This window comes from Haladaptatus litoreus (assembly GCF_900156425.1).
GTDB lineage: Archaea > Halobacteriota > Halobacteria > Halobacteriales > Haladaptataceae > Haladaptatus > Haladaptatus litoreus.
The window spans coordinates 250,995-270,787 of record NZ_FTNO01000005.1 but is presented as its reverse complement, the minus strand read 5'-3'; the positions used below and the strand labels follow the sequence as shown (position 1 = coordinate 270,787).

General features: G+C 59.5%; 20 protein-coding genes. 6 read left to right on the top strand and 14 right to left on the bottom strand.

The window, feature by feature from the left end:
• Positions 1-29 precede the first annotated feature (29 nt).
• From BW974_RS19345 to BW974_RS19335, 3 genes are read right to left on the bottom strand one after another with little or no spacing between them, the layout of a single operon-like run.
• Positions 30-1,058, bottom strand: a complete 1,029-nt coding sequence (locus BW974_RS19345) for a zinc-dependent alcohol dehydrogenase (RefSeq protein ID WP_076432008.1) — start codon at positions 1,056-1,058, stop codon at positions 30-32.
• A 37-nt stretch (positions 1,059-1,095) separates the two neighbouring features.
• On the bottom strand, positions 1,096-1,689 hold the full coding sequence (locus BW974_RS19340; RefSeq protein ID WP_076432007.1) for a hypothetical protein: 594 nt from the start codon (positions 1,687-1,689) through the stop codon (positions 1,096-1,098).
• A complete protein-coding gene (locus BW974_RS19335; protein ID WP_076432005.1) occupies positions 1,690-4,386 on the bottom strand; it encodes a PAS domain S-box protein in 2,697 nt (898 codons plus the stop codon).
• 136 nt (positions 4,387-4,522) lie between these two features.
• On the opposite strand from BW974_RS19335, the gene BW974_RS19330 reads away from it, so the two are divergent.
• The 3 genes from BW974_RS19330 to BW974_RS19320 all read left to right on the top strand — a co-directional run bounded on the left by BW974_RS19330 (position 4,523) and on the right by BW974_RS19320 (position 7,889).
• The gene (locus BW974_RS19330) at positions 4,523-5,149 is read left to right on the top strand and encodes a phosphoribosyltransferase (protein WP_076432003.1); all 627 of its coding nucleotides are present in this window, start codon (positions 4,523-4,525) and stop codon (positions 5,147-5,149) included.
• A 354-nt stretch (positions 5,150-5,503) separates the two neighbouring features.
• A complete protein-coding gene (locus tag BW974_RS19325; protein ID WP_076432001.1) occupies positions 5,504-6,493 on the top strand; it encodes a transcription initiation factor IIB in 990 nt (329 codons plus the stop codon).
• 106 nt (positions 6,494-6,599) lie between these two features.
• Positions 6,600-7,889: a hypothetical protein gene (locus BW974_RS19320; protein WP_076431999.1), complete on the top strand. Its 1,290-nt coding sequence runs from the start codon at positions 6,600-6,602 to the stop codon at positions 7,887-7,889.
• 7 nt (positions 7,890-7,896) lie between these two features.
• Here BW974_RS19320 and BW974_RS19315 read toward each other — a convergent pair whose 3' ends face one another.
• The 7 genes from BW974_RS19315 to BW974_RS19290 form a co-directional block, all read right to left on the bottom strand.
• Complete coding sequence (locus BW974_RS19315; RefSeq protein WP_076431997.1) at positions 7,897-8,958, bottom strand: DUF7350 domain-containing protein; 1,062 nt, start codon at positions 8,956-8,958, stop codon at positions 7,897-7,899.
• Between the two features lie 199 nt (positions 8,959-9,157).
• Positions 9,158-9,514, bottom strand: coding sequence for a hypothetical protein (locus BW974_RS24930; protein WP_139328942.1), 357 nt, complete (start codon positions 9,512-9,514; stop codon positions 9,158-9,160).
• Between the two features lie 106 nt (positions 9,515-9,620).
• Entirely contained in the window at positions 9,621-10,907 is a 1,287-nt protein-coding gene (locus BW974_RS19310) for a DUF7405 family protein (protein ID WP_076431995.1), read from the bottom strand.
• A 79-nt stretch (positions 10,908-10,986) separates the two neighbouring features.
• Positions 10,987-12,441: a hypothetical protein gene (locus BW974_RS19305; RefSeq protein WP_245800202.1), complete on the bottom strand. Its 1,455-nt coding sequence runs from the start codon at positions 12,439-12,441 to the stop codon at positions 10,987-10,989.
• A gap of 1 nt (position 12,442) precedes the next feature.
• Complete coding sequence (locus BW974_RS19300) at positions 12,443-12,748, bottom strand: DUF7344 domain-containing protein (RefSeq protein WP_076431991.1); 306 nt, start codon at positions 12,746-12,748, stop codon at positions 12,443-12,445.
• A gap of 97 nt (positions 12,749-12,845) precedes the next feature.
• Positions 12,846-13,958 (bottom strand): tyrosine-type recombinase/integrase, encoded by a 1,113-nt coding sequence (locus tag BW974_RS19295; RefSeq protein WP_076432283.1) that lies wholly within the window; start codon positions 13,956-13,958, stop codon positions 12,846-12,848.
• A gap of 175 nt (positions 13,959-14,133) precedes the next feature.
• Entirely contained in the window at positions 14,134-14,445 is a 312-nt protein-coding gene (locus BW974_RS19290) for a HalOD1 output domain-containing protein (protein ID WP_076432281.1), read from the bottom strand.
• Positions 14,446-14,779: 334 nt separating this feature from the next.
• Between BW974_RS19290 and BW974_RS19285 the strand changes: the two genes are divergently transcribed.
• On the top strand, positions 14,780-14,998 hold the full coding sequence (locus BW974_RS19285) for a DUF8028 family protein (protein WP_076431989.1): 219 nt from the start codon (positions 14,780-14,782) through the stop codon (positions 14,996-14,998).
• A gap of 45 nt (positions 14,999-15,043) precedes the next feature.
• Positions 15,044-15,463: a DUF192 domain-containing protein gene (locus BW974_RS19280; protein ID WP_245800201.1), complete on the top strand. Its 420-nt coding sequence runs from the start codon at positions 15,044-15,046 to the stop codon at positions 15,461-15,463.
• Here BW974_RS19280 and BW974_RS27050 read toward each other — a convergent pair.
• Both BW974_RS27050 and BW974_RS19270 read right to left on the bottom strand, forming a co-directional pair.
• Entirely contained in the window at positions 15,460-15,591 is a 132-nt protein-coding gene (locus tag BW974_RS27050; protein WP_281247718.1) for a hypothetical protein, read from the bottom strand. The genes BW974_RS19280 and BW974_RS27050 overlap by 4 nt on opposite strands.
• 655 nt (positions 15,592-16,246) lie before the next feature.
• Complete coding sequence (locus BW974_RS19270) at positions 16,247-17,284, bottom strand: NAD(P)/FAD-dependent oxidoreductase (RefSeq protein ID WP_076431985.1); 1,038 nt, start codon at positions 17,282-17,284, stop codon at positions 16,247-16,249.
• 311 nt (positions 17,285-17,595) lie between these two features.
• Between BW974_RS19270 and BW974_RS19265 the strand changes: the two genes are divergently transcribed.
• Positions 17,596-19,341, top strand: coding sequence for an ATP-binding protein (locus BW974_RS19265; protein ID WP_076432277.1), 1,746 nt, complete (start codon positions 17,596-17,598; stop codon positions 19,339-19,341).
• A 9-nt stretch (positions 19,342-19,350) separates the two neighbouring features.
• Here BW974_RS19265 and BW974_RS25860 read toward each other — a convergent pair whose 3' ends face one another.
• The gene (locus BW974_RS25860; RefSeq protein ID WP_175609746.1) at positions 19,351-19,512 is read right to left on the bottom strand and encodes a hypothetical protein; all 162 of its coding nucleotides are present in this window, start codon (positions 19,510-19,512) and stop codon (positions 19,351-19,353) included.
• Between the two features lie 17 nt (positions 19,513-19,529).
• Positions 19,530-19,775, bottom strand: a complete 246-nt coding sequence (locus BW974_RS19260) for a hypothetical protein (protein ID WP_139328941.1) — start codon at positions 19,773-19,775, stop codon at positions 19,530-19,532.
• Positions 19,776-19,793 lie beyond the last annotated feature (18 nt).

Below are 19,793 nucleotides of genomic sequence, written 5' to 3'. Positions count from 1 at the left end.
GTTCGGTAATCTGATGTCCTCCATTGCTGTTAGTCGTACGTCAGAAGGACGCCCACTGCCTCGTTCGGGCGTTCGTCCAACAGTCGATATGCGTTGTGGGCGTTCCCAATCGAAATTCGGTGAGTGACGAGCGACGTCACATCGAGATTCGAGAGTCGCCGCCACGCCACCGCGAGTCTGCGGTCTGCATCCCATCGTCCCCGCAATTCCGGGGAAATCGTACTCACCTGCGTGCTCTCGATGTCGATGCGACTCCGGTGAAACCCCCCACCGAGATTGATGTCGGCGCGCTTTTCGCCGTACCACGACCCGACCAGAATCCGTCCGTCGTATCCCGTCACCGCGATTGCGTCGTCCAGTGCGGATGGATTACCGGAGAGTTCGTATGTCAAATCTGCACCCGCGGGCGTTTTTGGACGGGAGAGTTCGGCGTCGATTTTTTCGCACACGTCGCCTGTCGCATCCAGACTGCAATCCGCACCTATCGCTTCCGCGAGTTCGCGCCGCTGGGGATAGCAATCAACAGTTACGAGGTCGGAAAGCGGACAGTCAGCGAGCAGCCCCGTCGTCACCAATCCGACGAGTCCTTGCCCGAAAACGACGGCCTGCTCCCCGATTCGCGGTGTCCCATCGAGGACGAAGTTCACCGCCGTCTCGACGGTCGGTAGGAAGACCGCTTCCGCCAGAGTGACCCCGTCCGGAATCCGGACGAGGTCGGACGGTGACGCGAGAAAATGACTCGCGTGCGGGTGGAACGCGAACACGGATTCGCCAATCCAATCGTCGGAAACGTTCCCGCCGGTCGAGACGACACTCCCGGCGGTCGCGTAGCCGTATTTGAGTGGGAACGCAAGCGACCCGGACAGCGCGTCGATAGTCGCGTCGGTCGCCAGTTCGGTCGGTGCGTCCCCTCGATAGACGAGGAGTTCGGTGCCCGGACTGACTGCCGACACCTCGGCGCGAACGAGCACCTCGTCCTGCCCCGGTTCGGAAACCCCTTCCACGCGAACGTCGAGTTCGCGCGGCCCCGTGAAGTAGACCGTCTGTGCTGATGGCACGTATGCTATGCGACGGATTTAAAGAAATTCCTTTCGGCTACCACGTTCGCCGACGGCGTCGGCGAACGAGTTCACAGACGAACTTCCGAATCGGCTTCAGAACGGGTCGGGATGGAACACCGACATACGCCGAAACTGGGTCGTAGGTGCCTGTTTCGACGAGGTTCAGCGCCCGCGCCGTCGCCCGGTAGTTTCCGTCCATGACGCGCGGAGGGCGGCAGTTCCGACGGTCAACCAACACCAGTGGTTCGTCGGGCGGGTTTTCGGCAATCGAACGTACCTGACGAACATCGACTCCGGTTTTTGCGGTCAGGTCGTCCGGGTTTCCAGTCGATACATTGCGCGCCGCCCCGAGAACCGTTTCGTCCGGCGAGAGCGCCCGCCACGACAGGTTTTCCGGGCCGTCGATGACGCGCAGTCGCTCGAATGCGTGTCGAGAGAGCGTCACTTCTCTCCACTCAATCGGTGCCTCGCGCCAGAGGAACGATGCGGCACCCGGTTTCGCGTTCAGCAGTTCGTCCAGCGCCTCGCGCTCTGTGAGCGACTCGGCGTCCACCGAGGGAACGTCGGATTTTCGAGTTTCGAGTTCGAGCCACCGTTTGATGACGTGTTCCTGTGAAACGCGCGTCATTCACTCTGCCAGTTCGACGCCAGTGAACTCGAATCGTGTGCCTCCAGTTTCGCCCTTTCGGAGTGACACGTTCCATCCATGCGCCTCGGCAATCTGTTTGACGATAGTTAACCCGAATCCGGTGCCGGTTTCGGCGGTGGAGTAACCCGTTTCGAACACCGATTCGCGCGACGATTCGGGAATCCCGGGCCCGTCGTCTTCGACGTAAAACCCAGCGCCGGAGTCGATGGACGAAACGCTCCTCGCAGTTCCTGCTCCGCTTGTGTTTCTCCCGACTTTCCCCTCGCCGACTGCATTCAGTTCGCCGACGGTAACCGCCACGTCCGACCCGGCGTGTTCGATGGCGTTTCGGAACAGGTTTTCGAGCACCTGCTGGAGGCGACTCGCGTCCGCGTCGATGGTGGTTTCCCACGAGACATCGAGCGTGGCCGACCCCGTTTCGACGGACGCCCACGCGTTCGTCGTGATTTCTGACCCGTACACCGGTTTGGTCTCGCTCACCGTCTGGCCCTGTCGCGCCAGCGTCAACACGTCCTTTACGATTCCTGCCATTCGCTCGTGGGCGTTGTCCACTCGCGCCAGATGCTCCGATTCTTCCGTCGCCCGGTACAGGTCGAGATAGCCCTGTGCGACGTTGAGCGGGTTTCTCAGGTCGTGTGAAACGAGGTTTGCGAACTCCTCGAGTCGCTCGTTCTGGCGCTCCAGTTCGCGCTGGTTCGCCTTGCGCTCGTCCTCTCGCTCCGCTCGGTCGAGCGCGGCGGCGGTGTTCGCGGCCAGCAGTTGCGCGTAGTACACGTCGAAGTCGTCCAATTCGTCGCCACCGAACGCCATCACGCCGCGACTGCCGAGCGGGACGAACGCCTCCGATTTTTTCGATTCGGTTTCGTTTTCCCATTCTTCTTCCCGTTCTTCCTCACCGTCTCGTTCTTCCCATTCTTCTCCGTCTTCCTCGCCCTCCCGTACTTCCCCGTCTTCCTGTTCACGTCTGATGATCGTTTCGTCCGCTTCGAACGCTTCCAACGTGGCACGCCGGTCGGAGATGGAGACGCCCGTTCCGTACTCCTCTCGATGCATTTCGGTTCTGGCGGCCAGTCGGAACTCGTCGTTTTCGTGCTGCCAGATGCCGGTGACCGGCAATTCGAGAACGTCGGTTGCGATTGTGACCGCGAGTTCGCTCACGTCGGCGCTCGTTTCTGCCTGCATGAGTTCGCGGGTCGAATCGTGGAGCGATTCGAGCGTCTCCTCGCGGTTCTTGCGCTCGGTTACGTCCCGAAGGTAAATCGACACGCCGTTGTCGGACGGATAGACGTTCGCTTCGAACCACCCGTCGAGGGGTTCGTAGTATCCTTCGAACGTGGTCGGTTCCTGTGTCCGCATAGCCTCCCGAAATCCTTCGTAGAAGAACGAATCGACCGTTTCGGGAAACAGTTCCCAGATGTTCTCGCCGATGATTTCCGGAGCGGTTCGGCGAAGAATCTGCTCCGCTCGTCGGTTCAGATACGTAAATCGCCATTCGTCGTCCAGCGCGAGGAAGGCGTCGGTCATTCGGGCGAGAATTTCGTTACGCTCTTCTTTCATCCGCCGGAGTTCGGTCACGTCCCGCGAATTGAGAACCAAGCCCTCGACTGCGGGGTCGGTGAGATGATTTTCACCCGTCGTTTCGAGGTAGTTCCACGACCCGTCCGCGTGCTGGAACCGATAGGTAATCGTCGGTGTGACGGTCGGGTCTTCTAGCGCCCGGTAGAACGTTTCCATCACGTGCTGGCGGTCGTCGGGGTGAATGTAATCGAATGCAAGTTCGCCCAACAGGTCGTCCATGTCGTAGCCGAGCCGGGAGACGGAGGGGCTTTCGTACCGGATAATGCCAGTTTCGTCGATGAGCGTGACGATGTCCTGTGAGTGTTCGATGAGGGCTTGCAGGCGTCGCTCGCTTCGTTTGCGGTCGGTTACGTCGCGAACGGTTCCGATTGTCGCCGGTTTGCCGTCGTAACTCGTTCTGCGCACGGAGAAGTCGCCGTATCGAACGTCATCGTCCTTCGTTTTGAACTTCGCTTCGTAGGTCGAAACGGAGTGGTTGCCGCGCTTTCGACTCGCCGCGATTTCTTTTATGCGTTCGTGGTCGGCAGGATGCAGGAGCGTCCAGACGTTCATCCCTCGCAGTTCCTCGGCGTCGTAGCCGGTAATCTCGCAGACGCGTTCGTTGACGAAGGCGAAGCGGTTGTCCTGATAGATGTATATCGCGTCGTGGCTTCCTTCCACGACGGTTCGATAGCGTTCCTCGCTCTCTCGAAGCGCGTTCTCGGTGCGATAGGTGTGAACGGCGTTCTCGATTCGGTTTGCCAACACCGCACAGCCGTCAGACGTGATTTCCTTTTCGATATAGTCGGTGACGCCAGCGGAAATCGCACGGCTCGCGATTTCCTCGCTTCCAGCACTGGTAAAGAGAACGAACGGAAGTTCGGGATACTCTTCCCTGACGACATCGAGGAGTTCGAGGCCGTCCATTTCGGGCATTTCGTAATCGCTGACGATGCAGTCGATGGCCGTCTCTCGAAGCACGGAAAGCGCCGCTTCGCTGGAGGTGGCGGTGTGAATGCGTAGCTGTTCTGACTCTCCTTCGAGAAAGGTCTTCGTGAGGTCGAGCAAACTGTGGTCGTCGTCAACGTGGAGAACGACGATGGGGGACGTATCACTCATTTTGCTCAGGATACTCGATAGAGATGGCATACTGCCATAATTGTTATGAATGGAATATTTGATTTATAATTGACTTGTACGGTGAGGCGTCCATCTTTATCCGCGCTTCGCTCGTATCTAAAACGGGTGGAAGGTCATGTTTAAGGACAGAACTGACGCAGGCGAGCAACTCGCGGAACTCGTTCAACACGAAGGTGTCAGTGCGGACATCGTACTCGCAATTCCACGCGGCGGATTGCCGATTGGGCGACCGGTCGCCGACGCGCTACAAGCGCCGCTCGACGTCGTCGTTGCGAAGAAGTTGGGGGCACCACGGAATCCAGAACTCGCAATCGGGGCCGTCGGTGCCGACGGAAGCGTGTGGCTGAACGACGCACTCATAGAGCGAATCGGGGTGGATGACACCTACGTCGAACGAGAGCGGGAACGGAAAGCAGAACAGGCTCGTGTGAAAGCCACACAATACCGTGGTAACGGGCCGATACCGAGCCTCGATGGCGAGCGAGTCGTGGTCGTGGACGACGGCGTTGCGACCGGTGCGACGACTATCGCGTGCCTTCGGCAGGTGAGAAACGCGGGTGCAGACCACGTCGTTCTCGCGGTTCCGGTTGGGTCGCCCAGCTCCATCGAGCAACTGCGTGGGGAGGCGGACGATGTAATGTGTCTCGAAGCGCCACCGCATTTCAGTGCAGTCGGGCAGTTCTACCGAGTGTTCGAGCAGGTTCCGGACGAAGTCGCACGGACGTATCTGCGCGAGGAGTGAGACGACACACCGATATCTCCGCAAATCGTGTGGTGTGCAAACAGTCAGCGTATGCACCCATTTTCGACCGAAGAGCGAGGACACAACTGACAGCAACTCGGCAACCGGAACCGCAACCGTCCGACGGTAACCGACAGATTTTTGTCCGTTTCGATGCACGTTTCGTGGAATGTTAGGCGCTCAAACTGCGATTAATGCGAGGTACAGGCTTCATTAACTCGAAATACGGTACAGTGAATACTGCACCATACACCGAAACACTTAAGTATATTTCGTCCTAACCGATAGTTAGGAAGTAAGCTTCCGGGTTTTTCAGGATTTACCCTGCCGGGAGCCTCCGCCAACGCACTAACCATGACTTCAACCAGAATCCAACGCTACGACGAGTCCGGCGTAGCGACCCACAACCAAGAGCGCGAGAGCGAGGACGAACAGGAGCAGGAAAACGTCTGCCCCGAATGTGGTGGGAACCTCGTCAACGACGAGGGCCACGGCGAAACCGTCTGTGCCGAATGTGGTCTCGTCGTCGACGAGGACAACGTTGACCGCGGGCCAGAATGGCGCGCGTTCGACGCCACGGAGAAAGACGAAAAATCCCGTGTCGGTGCCCCGACGACCAAGATGATGCACGACAAGGGGCTTTCGACCAACATCGGCTGGCAGGACAAAGACGCCTACGGCAACACCCTCGGCTCCCGCCAGCGCGAGAAGATGCAGCGACTCCGTACGTGGAACGAACGGTTCCGAACCCGCGACAGCAAGGAACGAAATCTCAAGCAGGCGCTCGGTGAAATCGACCGCATGGCCAGCGCCCTCGGCCTGCCGAAGAACGTCCGTGAGACGGCCAGCGTCATCTACCGCCGCGCGCTGGACGAAGACTTGCTTCCGGGTCGTTCCATCGAAGGCGTGGCGACCGCCTCGCTGTACGCGGCGGCCCGCCAGTCCGGCGTTCCGCGCAGTCTCGACGAGGTAGCGAGCGTCAGCCGAATCGAGGCGATGGAGTTCAAACGCACCTACCGCTACATCGTGCGCGAACTCGGCCTCGAAATTCAGCCCGCAGACCCACAGAGCTACGTGACGCGGTTCGCCTCCGACCTCGACGTGAGCGACGAATCGGAACGCCGAGCGCACGACCTGCTCGAAACCGCGAAGAAGCAGGGCGTCCACAGCGGCAAGAGTCCGGTCGGACTCGCCGCCGCGGCGGTGTACGCCGGTGCCCTGCTCACCAACGAGAAGGTCACCCAGTCCGAAGTGAGCGACGTGGCCAGCGTGAGCGAGGTCACCATCCGCAACCGCTATCAGGAACTGCTCGAATCCGAGGAAGACCGTCGTGCAGTCGCCTAAACTGCTGTAACCGCTGTCTACCTCATCTGTCTTGTCTATCTCGTTTTCTCTTCATTAGCACACGACCGGTACATTGATTTTCTGCGGTTCGGTAGCTCTTGATTATATGCCCGAGTCACGAGTCGGGTTCCGTCGGTACGTCACGACGATTCTCGCAATACTTCTAGTCGGCGCTCTCCTCTTCGCTCACCCCGGGGTTCTCGTACCGAACTCAGTAGACGATGACGAAGAGTCGAAAGGCCCCGACGACGTTCGGATTGTCTCACCACATCCGGACAGCGAAGCAAAGCTGTGGCCGTTTACGAGCCGCGGGAAGTCGTTCGATTCGCTGACGCTCCCCATCAACGCCATCGTTCAAGGCCGCTCTTCACGAGTAGTCTCTCATCTTCAAAATGAGCGGGGAGCGGACTGGCGAAACGACACGCAGGAGTGGCAAGGAATCGGCCACGAGGACGAATCGACGGCTGACGATGACGTCGCTATCGAGTGGCACAACACCACGGGGGCGGTGCGCTACACCTACATCGACGCACCCGGTTCGCGCGGCGGCTGGGTCGCGGAGACGGCGCAAATCCACGACGGTTCCTATTTCGGGTCGCGCTACCATCTTCGACTGTACGAAGGTGGAACTGGCGGGGACACGTGGACTGCTATCCAAGCCCATCAGGAACATTGGGACTGGTTTCGCCTCCGACACTCCGTCGGGTCGCTGTCTTCTGCACAGTACTACCTCGATAGTCAGTTCTACGGAAAATGGTACGTAGAGGATGTTTCCCGCGAACGCTTCGCCAACGGTGGCATCGCCGACACTGATGGCTGGGTTTCGGTCGTGGAGTTACGAGCACCGACTGATGTGTATCCGATAACGCTCCTGTGGGTCGCGTTGCTCCTTGGTTCCGTCGGCGTCCAGCAATCCATGCGTTCGTTCGTTCGGGAGTTGCTGTCGTGGTTGTCGGCTGAAACCACCCAGCGTGGCATTGCGCTCGGTTTCTTGCTTCTCAGTCTGCCAGTCGCCGTGCGCGGCGCGAGTATCGCTGTCGAGACGACGATTCCGACGATTCCGATAAAGGCTGTCGCCGGTATTGGCTACGTCGTACTCGCTGTCGGCCTACCGCTTTCCGCTGTCATCCTCCCCACGGGACAGCAATCGTCCGACTGGTTCGGTGTCGCAATCCTCGCTCTCGGCCTCGGATTTCTGCTCGACTACCAGAGTATCGGCGTTACAGTTCTCCCGATTACGGTCGTCCTTCATCGTCTCACTGTGCTCGCCGTCATCGGACTGCTTGCGGTTGGTGGGGTGCGACAGCAAACGGATGGACGCTGGAATCTACTCGTGAAAACCGGTTTCGCCCTGTGGGTTGGCGTCCTCCTGTGGCCGCTCTTTTTCAGTCTCTAAACCGAGACTATCGCACCGAAAACGTCATCTCCGGCATCTGCAGGAACGCCGTTTCGTACCCTTCGTGTCGGGACACCTGCGGCACCGAATCGACCGACACGACCAGTTCGTCGCCGGATTCGATGCCGGAGACGTTCGCGCCGTAATGGTAGCCCATCTCGGGGTCGAGCGTCGGTTTCAGCGTCCCGTCGAAGACGGATTCGCTTCCTCGATGTACCGTCGCCGAGAGCGACATCATCGGAATCGGGTAGCTTCGGTACGGTGTCCGCGGCGAGACAGCAAGGTAGGTGTCTTCGGCCATTTCTGTGTCATTCACGGCGATTGCGAGGAATTTCGCGTCTCCGCTTCGCTGCTCGCCGATGAACTGCCCCGGGAGGTCGTTCTTTGGAGGGACTTGACTCATCGGCATCATGTCCATCTCCATCATGGGCAACGCGCCTTGCGACCCTTTTTTCTGGTCGTACTCCTCGAACGATAGGTTGTCCAGTTTTTCCTGCGTTATCTCGAACTCGGTCGAGAGCGTCGCGGCGGAACCGAACTGCCCCGCTAGTGCGCCGGTTCGGCGGATGCTTAACCCGCTCACTTGTACGTCCGCGGTGTAGGTGCCGTCGCCGTCCAACCCCATGTTGTCGCCGAAGTGAAAGCCCATGTTTTGGGAGAGCATCGGCCACATCGTTCTGGTGTCGCTCCAGTCGTCCTTCGACAGTTCGACGCGGACATCTCCGGCGGGAAGCACCGTCATCGTTTCCGCGTCCCAGACGGTGGCCATCAGGTGCACGTCGTCGCCGTCCTCGATAGTCACCTTTTCTTGCTGTTGGGAGGTTCCGCCGCCCATCAGCCAGAAGCGGTGCGGGAACGAGTACATCAGTCCGAGTCGCCAGCGCCCCTGTTTTGCCATTCCGGCCATCTCCATCCCTTCGGAGTGGGTCGGATAGTACACTGCATCCGGCCGGTCTTCCACCAGCGGCGGTTCGGTCGGTGTGGTGTCCGTTTCGAACAGTCCGGCACACCCTGCGAGCGCAGTTGCGCCCGTGAGGCCCGCAGTCTGCAAAAACCTGCGACGATTCATTAGATGGGATTTGTCATCGACTCCGAAAAGGGGTTCTGGTACACCCATCGAAAAGAGTGTGTTTGGAGCGGACGACTGGTTTTGTGTATCTGATAGTACTCTGTCGGTTGTGCTTCTTTCTAGTTTTATATAATGGCTGTTTTCAGTTTTAAATGACTGTTTTTTGTGTTCGTAGACAGTTGCCGACAACAAATACCCGCTACCGCACCGCAACCGCCCACCAACCTCCCCAGCCGATTCGTTCGCTCCTCCGTCGCTCACTCATCCCTCGCGCGCTATCAGCCCGAGCCTCCGGGCGAGGTGCCCTCCGACTCGCACCAGCGCGCGCCGCGTGGTCAATTCGGGATTTTCGGATGGACATAAACCACGTGGCGCGTGCGTTCGCAAGCCTGAGGACTCGTCGTCCGAAGGCTTGCTGATTATCCGCGCGAGGGATGAGTAACCGAGCGAAGCGAGGGAACGAATCAGTTGAGGAGGTGTGTGGCGAACGAGATTTCTGCGAAATCTCGGTGGCGAGCGGTGCAACCGCGAGCGGGGGTGCGGTGGCGGTTTTCATGGGAGTCGGAAGTAGCTAGCTGCAATACCGACCAAATGTCTCAGAAGATACAAAAGCAAAACCAGATAACTCGTAACCAAACGCCAACCAAGAAACCAATAATCTTCTACCGATTCGGATTCGGAAGCGACCGACGCGAGCGTGGCGGCACCAAGAAATTCCCCCGGCGCTCCACGGTCATGTACTGCAGAATGCCGTTGTTCACACGCTGGCCGACCGATGAATTTCCGGCGAGGTCGTCGCCGTTCATGGCTTCTCGCGTCTCCTCGAAGTCCGAAATCGCGCGCTGAACCGCGACGAAATGCAGGCCTGCCTCGCCGCCGTCGGTCGAATCGAAATCCCGGCGCAGGATGAGCGGGGAATCGTCCTTTCGCGCGGAGGCGGATTTCTGGGAGTGGCCGACCATCCCGCGGGTTCGAGCGTGTTCTTCGACCTGTCCGATGCAATCATCGCCCATCCCGCTGGAATCGCCGAGGTTGTCGCCTGCGCCCTCGACGCGTCCCTCTTCTGCGTGAACAGGGCAGAACATTTTTGCGACGCGCTGGTCACGACTGTCTTGTTCGTACCACTGGTCGAGATGCAGGCTGATGTTGGAGACGTGCTGTGTGGTGCCGCCAGCGAACGGGCCGTCCTGAATCGTCACGCTGTCCTCGCTGGCCTGATTCTTCCGGAAGCCAGATTTGAAGCCCATGTAGAGCGGGGAGTCTTCCGGAACTGGTTCCGAATCGGGAATACCGTTTACGTCCTGATGGTCGGCGGGGAGGCCGTCGCCGACGAATCCGGTTCGGCGGTCTGCCTTCTCGAACACGTCGGACAGACCCATCACGTTGACGCCGTTCAACTCGTCCCGATTGCCGAGTAGGGCTTCCTCGACGGCCAGCACGAGTTCCGGGTGGTCGCTGGCGAGGTGGACGACGGCGTCCTGTTCGTCCAGCTTGGGGTCTTCGAAGGACGCGAGGGCTTTCGGTTTCGGCAGCATGTTCTCGGCACCGAATCGGGCGAAGTACGACGGTGAGTAGCCGACCGAAAACAGCAGTCCATCGTGACTTCGCTTGTAGGCGCGTTCGAGGCTTTGGAACGCGGATTCGACGGTTTCGCGCTCCGATTCCGTGGGCGTCGTTTTCGCTCCGGCGTCATTTTCGTTCCCGACGTAGTTCAGAAAGAGGAGCACCTGATGCCGAGGGGCAACATCGTTATCGTGGTCGTCCGTCGCCAGAAATTGATTCCACGCGTGCTGGCGCTCCGGAAGGGTAGAGAGGTCGTCCGGCCCTTGCTCCACGTCGGGCATTCCACCGCCCCGGTCGAGGCAGGCCGACAGCGCCGCCGACCCGCCGATGGCGACCGCGGCCTTCATGAACTCGCGTCGGGGGATTCCGCGCGTCGAGTCGCTCATTGGGTAGTTCTAGCGACCACGCGAGAAAAGGGGTTCTGGTACGTCCGTCGAAATCACCGCTGAACAAAATCGACCGGATTCAGGTCGCAACCGGACGCGAAATTATCCACAGAGAAAGGACGGTGTAGCCGACCATCAACGCGGTCAGCGGAAGGTGGGTTCGGCCGACGCTGGCGACGCGGTTCGTGTGCTCCAGCGCGACGTAGTGCGCCGCGACGACCGCGACGAGATGTCCCAAGACGATGAGTAGCACCTGCGAGGCCCAGAATGCCGGAAGGGAGAGCCAACCCAGCAGTTCGATTTCCGTCCCGCCGAGAACCGTCAGCAGACGCGACAACTGCTGGAGGACGAAGGGATAGTTGTGCGCAACTTCGTAGGCCACCGCGATTGGGACGACGGTCGGCGCAAGCGCGAGGGCCATTTCGCGCCACGATTCGCGGGTTCCCCCGCGTTTTGCACTTCCCGAAATTCGTTGAGTCACCATCGCCACGAGCGCGAAGACGGCGAGAAACGCCAGAAACCCGCCGAGATACAGCGGAACCGAAACGACAGAGCCGAGTCCAGTCACGTCCCGCGCCCAGAAGAGAATCGTCTGGTATTCGGGCGTCTCGGTGAATCCGTCGAAGCTGACGGTGTAGACGCTCGCCACGACGAATCCAGCGAGCGAGAGCGAGCGGACGCGTGGAAGACACCCTCGCCACGGCGGGCGAAGGTCGATTCCACTGCCGTCGATTTTCAGCGGTGCAACTCGCCCGAACAGTCGGTAGAGCACCGCCAGTGGGTCGGCGCGCTCGAACCACGTCGTTCCGAACAGCACGCCGCCGAACAGCATGATGAGTGCGTAGCCTGCGAGAAGCACGGCGGTCAGTCGCGGGGAGTCCGGAATCCGGGTCAGATTCTCCACGATACCGACGAGGGCGAGAAAGCCGACGAGGGCTGGCCAATCACCGAGTTGGTCGGGATAGTCGAACAGCGCCAACTGCTTCCCCTCTAGTTTCGATAGGCCGTCGTAAATCGTCCGCCACGGCGCGAGCGTGCGCCACGGACTGCCGAACAGCACCGCGAGCAGGCCGATGCCTTTCAGCCAGACTGACCACGTAAACAGGGTCGCGGGATTGTCCCGCGCATTCGCCGGGCCGACCGAACCGACGGCGAGGACGAGCAGAAAAATCGCGAGAAACGCCACTCGGGCGGTAAGTCGAAGGGCGGCAACTGTGCCGGAGGAGAGCACGGAAATCCGACGCATTCCGGTCGGCGTGCGCTCGACCGTGGCGGAAAGAAAGAGCGCTGTGAGCGCGACGGTGGCCCCCGCACCGCCGAACAGCAAGGTGAGCGGAATCGGCGCGTCGAACCGCGTGGTGACGCCGTGGGCGGTTGCGACGCCCGCAAAGAGGACTACCGAAGCGAGGAAAGCGAAGATGGGGAGGGGCGTCCGGCGAAGTCGCATAATCGAAATCGGTGATGCGGGAAAAAGGGGTTGTTGGTCTGCGATTCGAATCTTCGATTTCGAATCGCATTTTTGCCGCCGTGACACCTCAGTTGAGTCCGTCGAGCACCAGACGGACTTCCTCGAATTGCGCTCCCCGTCGAATTTCGTCGGAATCGCTGTGCCACTCGATAAACTCGAGATCGTCGAGTTTCGGCAGATGAATGGTGTACAGCGCCAGTTCGATTCGGTCGCGGTCATCGCCGTACTCAGCCGCCAATCGACGAGATGCCTCCGAAACACGGAGGCGTCCCGCTTTCAACTCGAACAGGATTCGTCGCCGGTAGGCGCTCGAAAGCACGTGGAATACCGCGTCGAGTTGTGCCGATTTGTCGTGCCATTCACAGTGACTCATGTCCCTCGCTAGCGAGGGGAATAATAAACAATCATACCCTGCACTGTTAGGGATGGAGATGTGGATGTCGGTGGAGAGGAGTGGAGGCTGCAGACCGTCACGAGTCGTCCAGCACGTCATCCACGCGCTCCGCCGTTTCGCTCGCCCGAATGTTCGAGTAGCTTTCGTGCGTCGTCGCAATCGAGGCGTGGCGGAGCGCGGATTGGGCCAGTTCCGCGTGGCCCTCGCTGTACAACTGATGGCCCAGTCCCCGGCGTGCCCCGTGGGGTTTCAGATATTCGCCGTCGATGTCCAGTCCGGCCTCCTTGCAGAGGCGTTTCATCAGGTTGCGCGCGCCGCGGGTCGAAATCGCGGGGATGACGATTTCGTACTCGCGTACTACGTCGTCGATGTCGTTTTCGTCGAGGATGGTTTCGATTCGGCTCTCCGTGTATTCGCCAGTCAACTGCTCGCGGACGGCCCGATATTTCGACGGTGCGTGGTCGGTCGGAAACACCGGAAACCGTGGTGTCGGCGGGTCGGAGACCCGGTGATAGCGCTCCAGCGCCTCCGCTGCTTTTTTCGGAAGTTGTGCATATTCGTACTCGCGGGATTTGCCGAACACGCGAAGCGACCCGCCTTCGATGTCCACGTCTCTCCAGGTGATTCCGGGTCGCTTGTCGTCCGCCGGGGCGCGGAACACTTCCGCGCCCCGGACTCCCGACAGCGCGAGCAAGCGGACGAGCGCCCGGTCGCGGTAGGCGCGTTCGCGCGAAATTTCGTTGCCATCGCTGTCGCCATCCGTCTCCAACGCCTGCTCTACGCGTCTATCCATGAACGCGAGGATGGCTTTTCTGTCGCGCTCCGACCAGAACTGGCGGTTCGCGTCGGCGGTGTTCTCCGGCAGTTCGGCTTGCGCCCGCGAGACGGCGGCGGGATTCCGTGAGAGGAGTTCGTCAGCCTCGCAGAACCCGAGAAACGCCCGAACGTAGGCGTAGTAGGTGTGGGCCGTCGAGGATTTCAGTTCGTCTTCGCGCACCTGCCGTTTGAGGTGGCGGGCGTACCGACGACAGTCGATGACTTCCACATCGTTCAGTTGGGTGACTGTTCGCTCCCGTGCGAGCCACTCAGACCACTGCGTGAGCGCGGAACCGGCGTTGGTGCGGTAGTTTCCGGCCTCAATGCTGGAGAGATACTCCTCGATTGCGGCGGTGAGCGTCGTCCCTGTCATGCTAGCCGTGGGTCGAACGTCCCACTCAGTTCGGTGCCGCACCGGGGACATGTCAGTGTTCGATCTTCTCCCACGAACCGTCCGACCGGGCCGAGATAGCCGCAGGCGGAGCATCGCCGTATCGGTAGCTGAATCATCGCATCTGTCGTTTCGTGGGGCCGGGAGGGATAAAAATCTACGTTCCTTCTTCGGGTGGATGAACCGCGATGAGGCCGTCGCTTTGGATGAAGATGTAGTACTCCTCGAACGTGAATCCGACGTGACTGTCCGTCCGGATTTTCCCACCCTGTCGCGGGGAGAACAGTCCATCCAAGGCGTCCGGGTCGAACTGGTCGTACAGCGGGCCGATTTCCGTCGGCTCTTTGTCCATCGCTTCCGCAACCGCCGTCATGACTGTCGTACTGAGTGATTCCGCGTCTGTCCAGTCGTGAGTCGTGTGGTACGTTGCCGGGAGTGCTCCCGGTCGGGATGTGTTCGATTTACTCATTGGGGACACCTTCGAAACACGTGGTTCGTGTTCGTCACACATACACCCTGAAAAATCATAAAGCCCTGTCAGACGAAAAACCGGTTGTGGTCATACGCACAAGGTAAAAAGGCAAGCAGGGACCACTCCCGTCGCCTTTTCCCCGTCTTACACGCCGCAGTCATTCGATTTCCCGATTCGAAGGACGAAAACGAGGGGGCGAAGGACAGATGAGCACCACCCCCATTCACCATCGAACGCTGTGGCTTCGCGCCCACTTACCAGCTAACTTAACAGCTAGTTAGAACCGTTTAACTGGTCAATAGTATTCATATCACATCTCGTAGGATTTTTCATGTCGTTGGTCGAAATCGCCACCGCAGTCAGCCACCAGTTCGTTGCCGCCCCCGTCCAAATCGCAAGCTTTTGGCTTTCAGTTACTCTTCCGCTGTTCTACATCCCATTGATTTTCGATGGACTCGGTGCGAAGGTTCTCCCGTCGTTTATTGGATTGCTGTCGCTCCACCTCGTAACGCTCTTTCTGGGGCGAAATTACAGACAGGAAAAAGCATAGAAACGCCCCGGCGTGCGATAGCGACCCGAAAACGAACGCCCTGCGTTGAGCCTACTGCTGTTTTCGTTGATTTCCACGACGGCGGTCGAAACCTTCGAGGGGGGACGAACCGAAAGCTATCCTATGTGCGTCATTCGGCGACGAGACGGAGTCGAACGGACGCTTTCCTCGCGGGCAGACCGAATGGATTCGCTCGGTTCGCGGATGAGAGGGCTGCTTCGTCTCTTTCGGAGTGAGGACTGCGCGCTCGTATTCGATTTCGATTCGGTTGCGGAACGTCGTGCTTCGACGCTGCTCACACCACTGGCGCTCGACGTAGTGTGGACGGAGAACGGACAGGTGACGCGAGTGGCTCGTTTGAATCCGTGGATGGGATTCGCGCGTGGAAGGGGCGACGGTGTGATGGAGTTTCCGGCAGGTGTCGCGGAGGACGTTCGACCGGGCGACGAACTCGTCCTTCGTTAGTCCCAGTCGTCCCGTTCGATGGTGTAGCCACCACATTCGGGACAGACCTGATACCGAACCGTGAACGAGGCTTCGCATCCTCGGCACTCGTATGGTTCGTTCGAGTCCGATTCCGACTCTGAACCCACTCCGAGTCGTCGCATCAGTCCCATGGCCGGCGGTTCGAAGGTGACAACCAAATAGTTCACCAGAGCGGAGTGAAAGTGAAACTGTCACAAATTGTACCTCAATTCTAAGAGGAAAAAGACGTGCTGAGGAGGTTGCTCGGCGGTTACGTGTGGTTCAGTGGGAATTCAGCCAAAATGTTTTTTGTTCACATTCGGCTACATTTAGTATAGAAACGGCTTCCACGTGGGGTGCGTTGTTCCGACTCGCACCGCTGGTCGTCTTTTTCTTCGTCGGAGTCGTATTCTGGGGTTCCTCCCTGCTCCACTGGATACGGGTCATTAGAGAGGCAGGTGACGCATTTTACGATGGTATGAGTTCTATTTCTGGCTATTCTCGAACGACTGGTGATGGATGATTCTATCGCCGATACGCGAAATTTACACTGGGAATCGCTTTTTGCCTGTGCGTGCTGGTGTCAGTACTGACGCCACAGCCGGTTCTTGATATGTCTCCCGGCAAACTGGTTGGAATGACTATCGGCAACTTCCTCCTCTCCGCGATTTTGATTCCCGCCTTTGCTCTCTGTTATCTTTCGTACGTTCGGTTAAACAGGGACTCCGGTCGAGTAGTGAGTAGCAGTCCGAATACACAGCAAACTTCGACGTTGTCTCGTCATTACCCTCGACGATTTTTGTTGCGGATTCGCTCGCCAACGTCGAGTCCACTCCCCAGCGCGCGGTGCACTCGTCCATCTCCGGCGACCCAGTCGCCAGCGAAGTGAAGGTTCACTTCCGCTGCCCGTCGAAGAACGTCCGTATCAGCACCCGAATCCGGCAGTGCGTCGCGCCAGCGAATCACGTCGAACCAATCCGGAGCAGAAAGCGAGTGGTCGGAAAGCAAGTCCGCGACGTGGTCTGCCGCCGCCGCAACGATTTCCGAATCTTCCCAGTCGTAGTGTTCCGCCGACCAGTCGGGGGCCATCTGGACGACCAACAGACTCTCGCCGTCCGGAACGTGGCCCGGTTTGCAGGACTCGCGCGCCAGCCAGCCGATTTCGTGTTCTTTGTCCGTGTTCACCAGCGCGTAGTAGGGTCGGTCGATTTCGAACGGATAGTGGAGCACGACGGAGAGAATCGTTCGGTACGGAACGTGGCCGACGTGTTCGCGGAGTTCTCGTCGGGTTTCGTCGTCACCCCACGCGGCGAACTCCAGTAGGGATGCCGTAAGCGGCGCAGGCGGTGTCAACACGAGTTCGTCGTATGGGCCGTGTTCGTTCCCGCTATCGTCTTCGACGTACCACCCGTCGCTTTTGTCCTTTTGACTCCCAACAATCCGCGTATTGGTTCGAACAGTTGCATCACTGGCATCCAGCAGTCGCTGACCGAGCGTTCCGATTCCGTTTCGGTACGTCCACTTCTCCGTATTTTCGTCACGTCCTTCCGAAATCGTTTCGTCCGCGTCGAACGTCCACACCGGTTCCTCGACATCGACCAATCCGTCCGAGAGTTCGCGGACGACGCGGGAAACACGCTCGTCGTCGCTTTTCACGTAGTTCGCCCCCGTGTCGTAGACACAGTCTGCTTGCTCGCGCGTGGCGGCGCGGCCGCCGACGCGCTCGCGCCGCTCGAACAGGGTAACGGGTGCCGCATCTCGCAACGCGTAGGCGACGCCGAGTCCCGCGACACCTGCCCCGACGACGGCGATACGGGTCATGCTACAGAGCCTCCTCTCTGCCCTCGATACGAGCGTCGTCTCTCACTGTCGGCAGGGGAATTCATCGTCCGACGGTTCGGAGGCAGGCAGGAAAGCGATTGTGGCGATGTCGCGGATTGTAGTGTCGAGATTTCGGCCACGTTCCAAGGAAACGAACGTTTATATCCGAAAACGAAGCCAGAGCCAGTCGTTGACCACCTACCTACCCACCCGTCTAACCAACTAACCAACCACCCGATTCACCAATGGTCAACAGTCCGAAGCGTGATGCAAAAATTCAAGGAATCTCTGCCGAATCCAGCACCAAGAAGATGGACAACGAACAACAACTGCCGGTGGGCCACCTCGTCGCCGACGACACCGAGGTGTCGATTCCCGTGGTCGAAATCTTGACTGGGCGCGGGTTCGTCACCGGGAAATCCGGGTCGGGGAAGTCGAACACCGCGTCGGTCATCGTCGAAAAACTGCTGGACGCGGGCTATCCGGTCGCCATCATCGACGCTGACGGGGAGTACTACGGCTTAAAAGAGGAGTACGAACTGCTCCACGCTGGCGCGGACGAAGAGTGCGACATCCAAGTCGGGGCCGAACACGCTGAAAAAATCGCGTCGCTCGCGCTCGAACAGAACGTTCCCGTCATCGTGGACGTGTCCGGCTATCTGGACGAGGACGAGGCCGACGAACTCATCCGCGAGACGGCGCGGCATCTGTTCGCCAAGGAAAAGAAGCTGAAAAAGCCATTTTTGCTCGTGGTCGAGGAGTGCCACGAATACATCCCGGAAGGCGGCGGCATGGGTGAAACCGGGAAGATGCTCATCAAGGTCGGCAAGCGCGGGCGAAAACACGGGCTGGGCGTGATGGGCATCAGCCAGCGCCCCGCCGACGTGAAGAAGGATTTCATCACGCAGGCGAACTGGCTCGTCTGGCATCGACTGACGTGGGAAAACGACACGAAAGTCGTCAGCCGAATCGTCGGCGACGAGTACGGTGACGCAGTTCCAGACCTCAACGCCGGGGAGGGATTCGTTCAAACGGACTGGACAGACGGCGGGATTCGTCGCGTGCAGTTCAACCGAAAACAGACCTTCGACGCGGGGGCAACCCCCGGGTTGGACGACTTCGAGCGCCCCGAACTGAAATCGGTCAGCGACGCGCTGATGGGCGACTTGGAGGACATCACGGAGCTTCAGGAACAAGAACACAACCGAGTTGCGGAACTCGAAAGCCAACTGGAGCGCAAGCAGGAGCGAATCGCGTCGTTGGAAGACGAACTACAAACCGCGCGCGACGTGTCCGCCGCCGCGCGGAAGATGGCCAACGCCCTCGCCCACGGGGAGGTTGGCGGCCCGGAGGATTTCGGACAACAACTCCGCGAGAAAGACGAGCGAATCCGCGAACTCGAAGCGCAGGTCGCCGAGTTGGAAAACGAGCAGACCGACCTGAACGCGTTCGAGGCGAACAAGGAAGTCGAAGGAGCCGAGAAAACCAAGCAACCTGAAGGAATCGAACAACCCGGGAAACCTAAAGAAACCGAGCAATCCAAACATCCCGAGAAAACCGCAACAGCGGACGAGGTCGAGGAATCGACCTCGTCCGCCGACACCGTCGAATCTTCCGCCGCTGAACTATCCGGGAGCGAAGACTCCGTCGAAGCCTATCGAAAACGACTCCGTCAGCGCGGCTACGAACTCGGCAAATCGGTTTCACAGCAGTCGGTGTCCGACACCGCATCGCTCGTGGAACTGGCGAACGCAGACCCCGTGGTGGTTCGCATCGACGCGGCGCGGCGGGAATCGCTCTGTAACGACGACCATACGTGGGACGTTATCGCCACACTCGCGGCGGACGGCCCGATGACGGTTCACGAAATCGAAGAGAGTGTGACGGCGTCCGTCGAACAGATTCAGAGCCTCCTCGCCGAACTCAGAACTCGGTCGCTCGCCACGCGAAACGACGCTCGACAGTACGCCCTCGACCGAGGAGGAATGGTTTCGATTATCAACGACCCGGACGAGCGAGCGCACAACACCGAACTCCACGGACAGTGGCGCGAATAATCGGAGAAATTAACGCCACTCCTCTTCGATTCCAGCGTCACGTTCCGCGTCCTGTAATCCTCGCGGTTGCCACTCGCCGGACGCCCGACAGCGGTGGACGAGAATGCCACCGACCGAAAGGAGTACAACTGCGACGAGGAGTTCGATGAGGAGGAATACCCCGACGTTCATCGGGCGATGTACGCGCCCTATCTGCCTTGTTCTTCCGGTGTTCTCTCCACGGAATCGGTCGTGCGAAGGAACCGGAACGTGCCAGCAACCATCAGTCCTGCACCGAGCGTCATCGCGACGAAGTCCACGTTCGCCCCGCCGCCGTACAGCTCGGAGTAGCCGAGAAACGCCAGCCAGCAGACGCCCAGCGCGGGAAGGATGAGTGTGTTCCGGCGGTTTTCGGATGTTTCGTTTGTCTGTTTGTCGTTTGTTCGTCGGTCCACTCGTGACCAGCCTGTCTC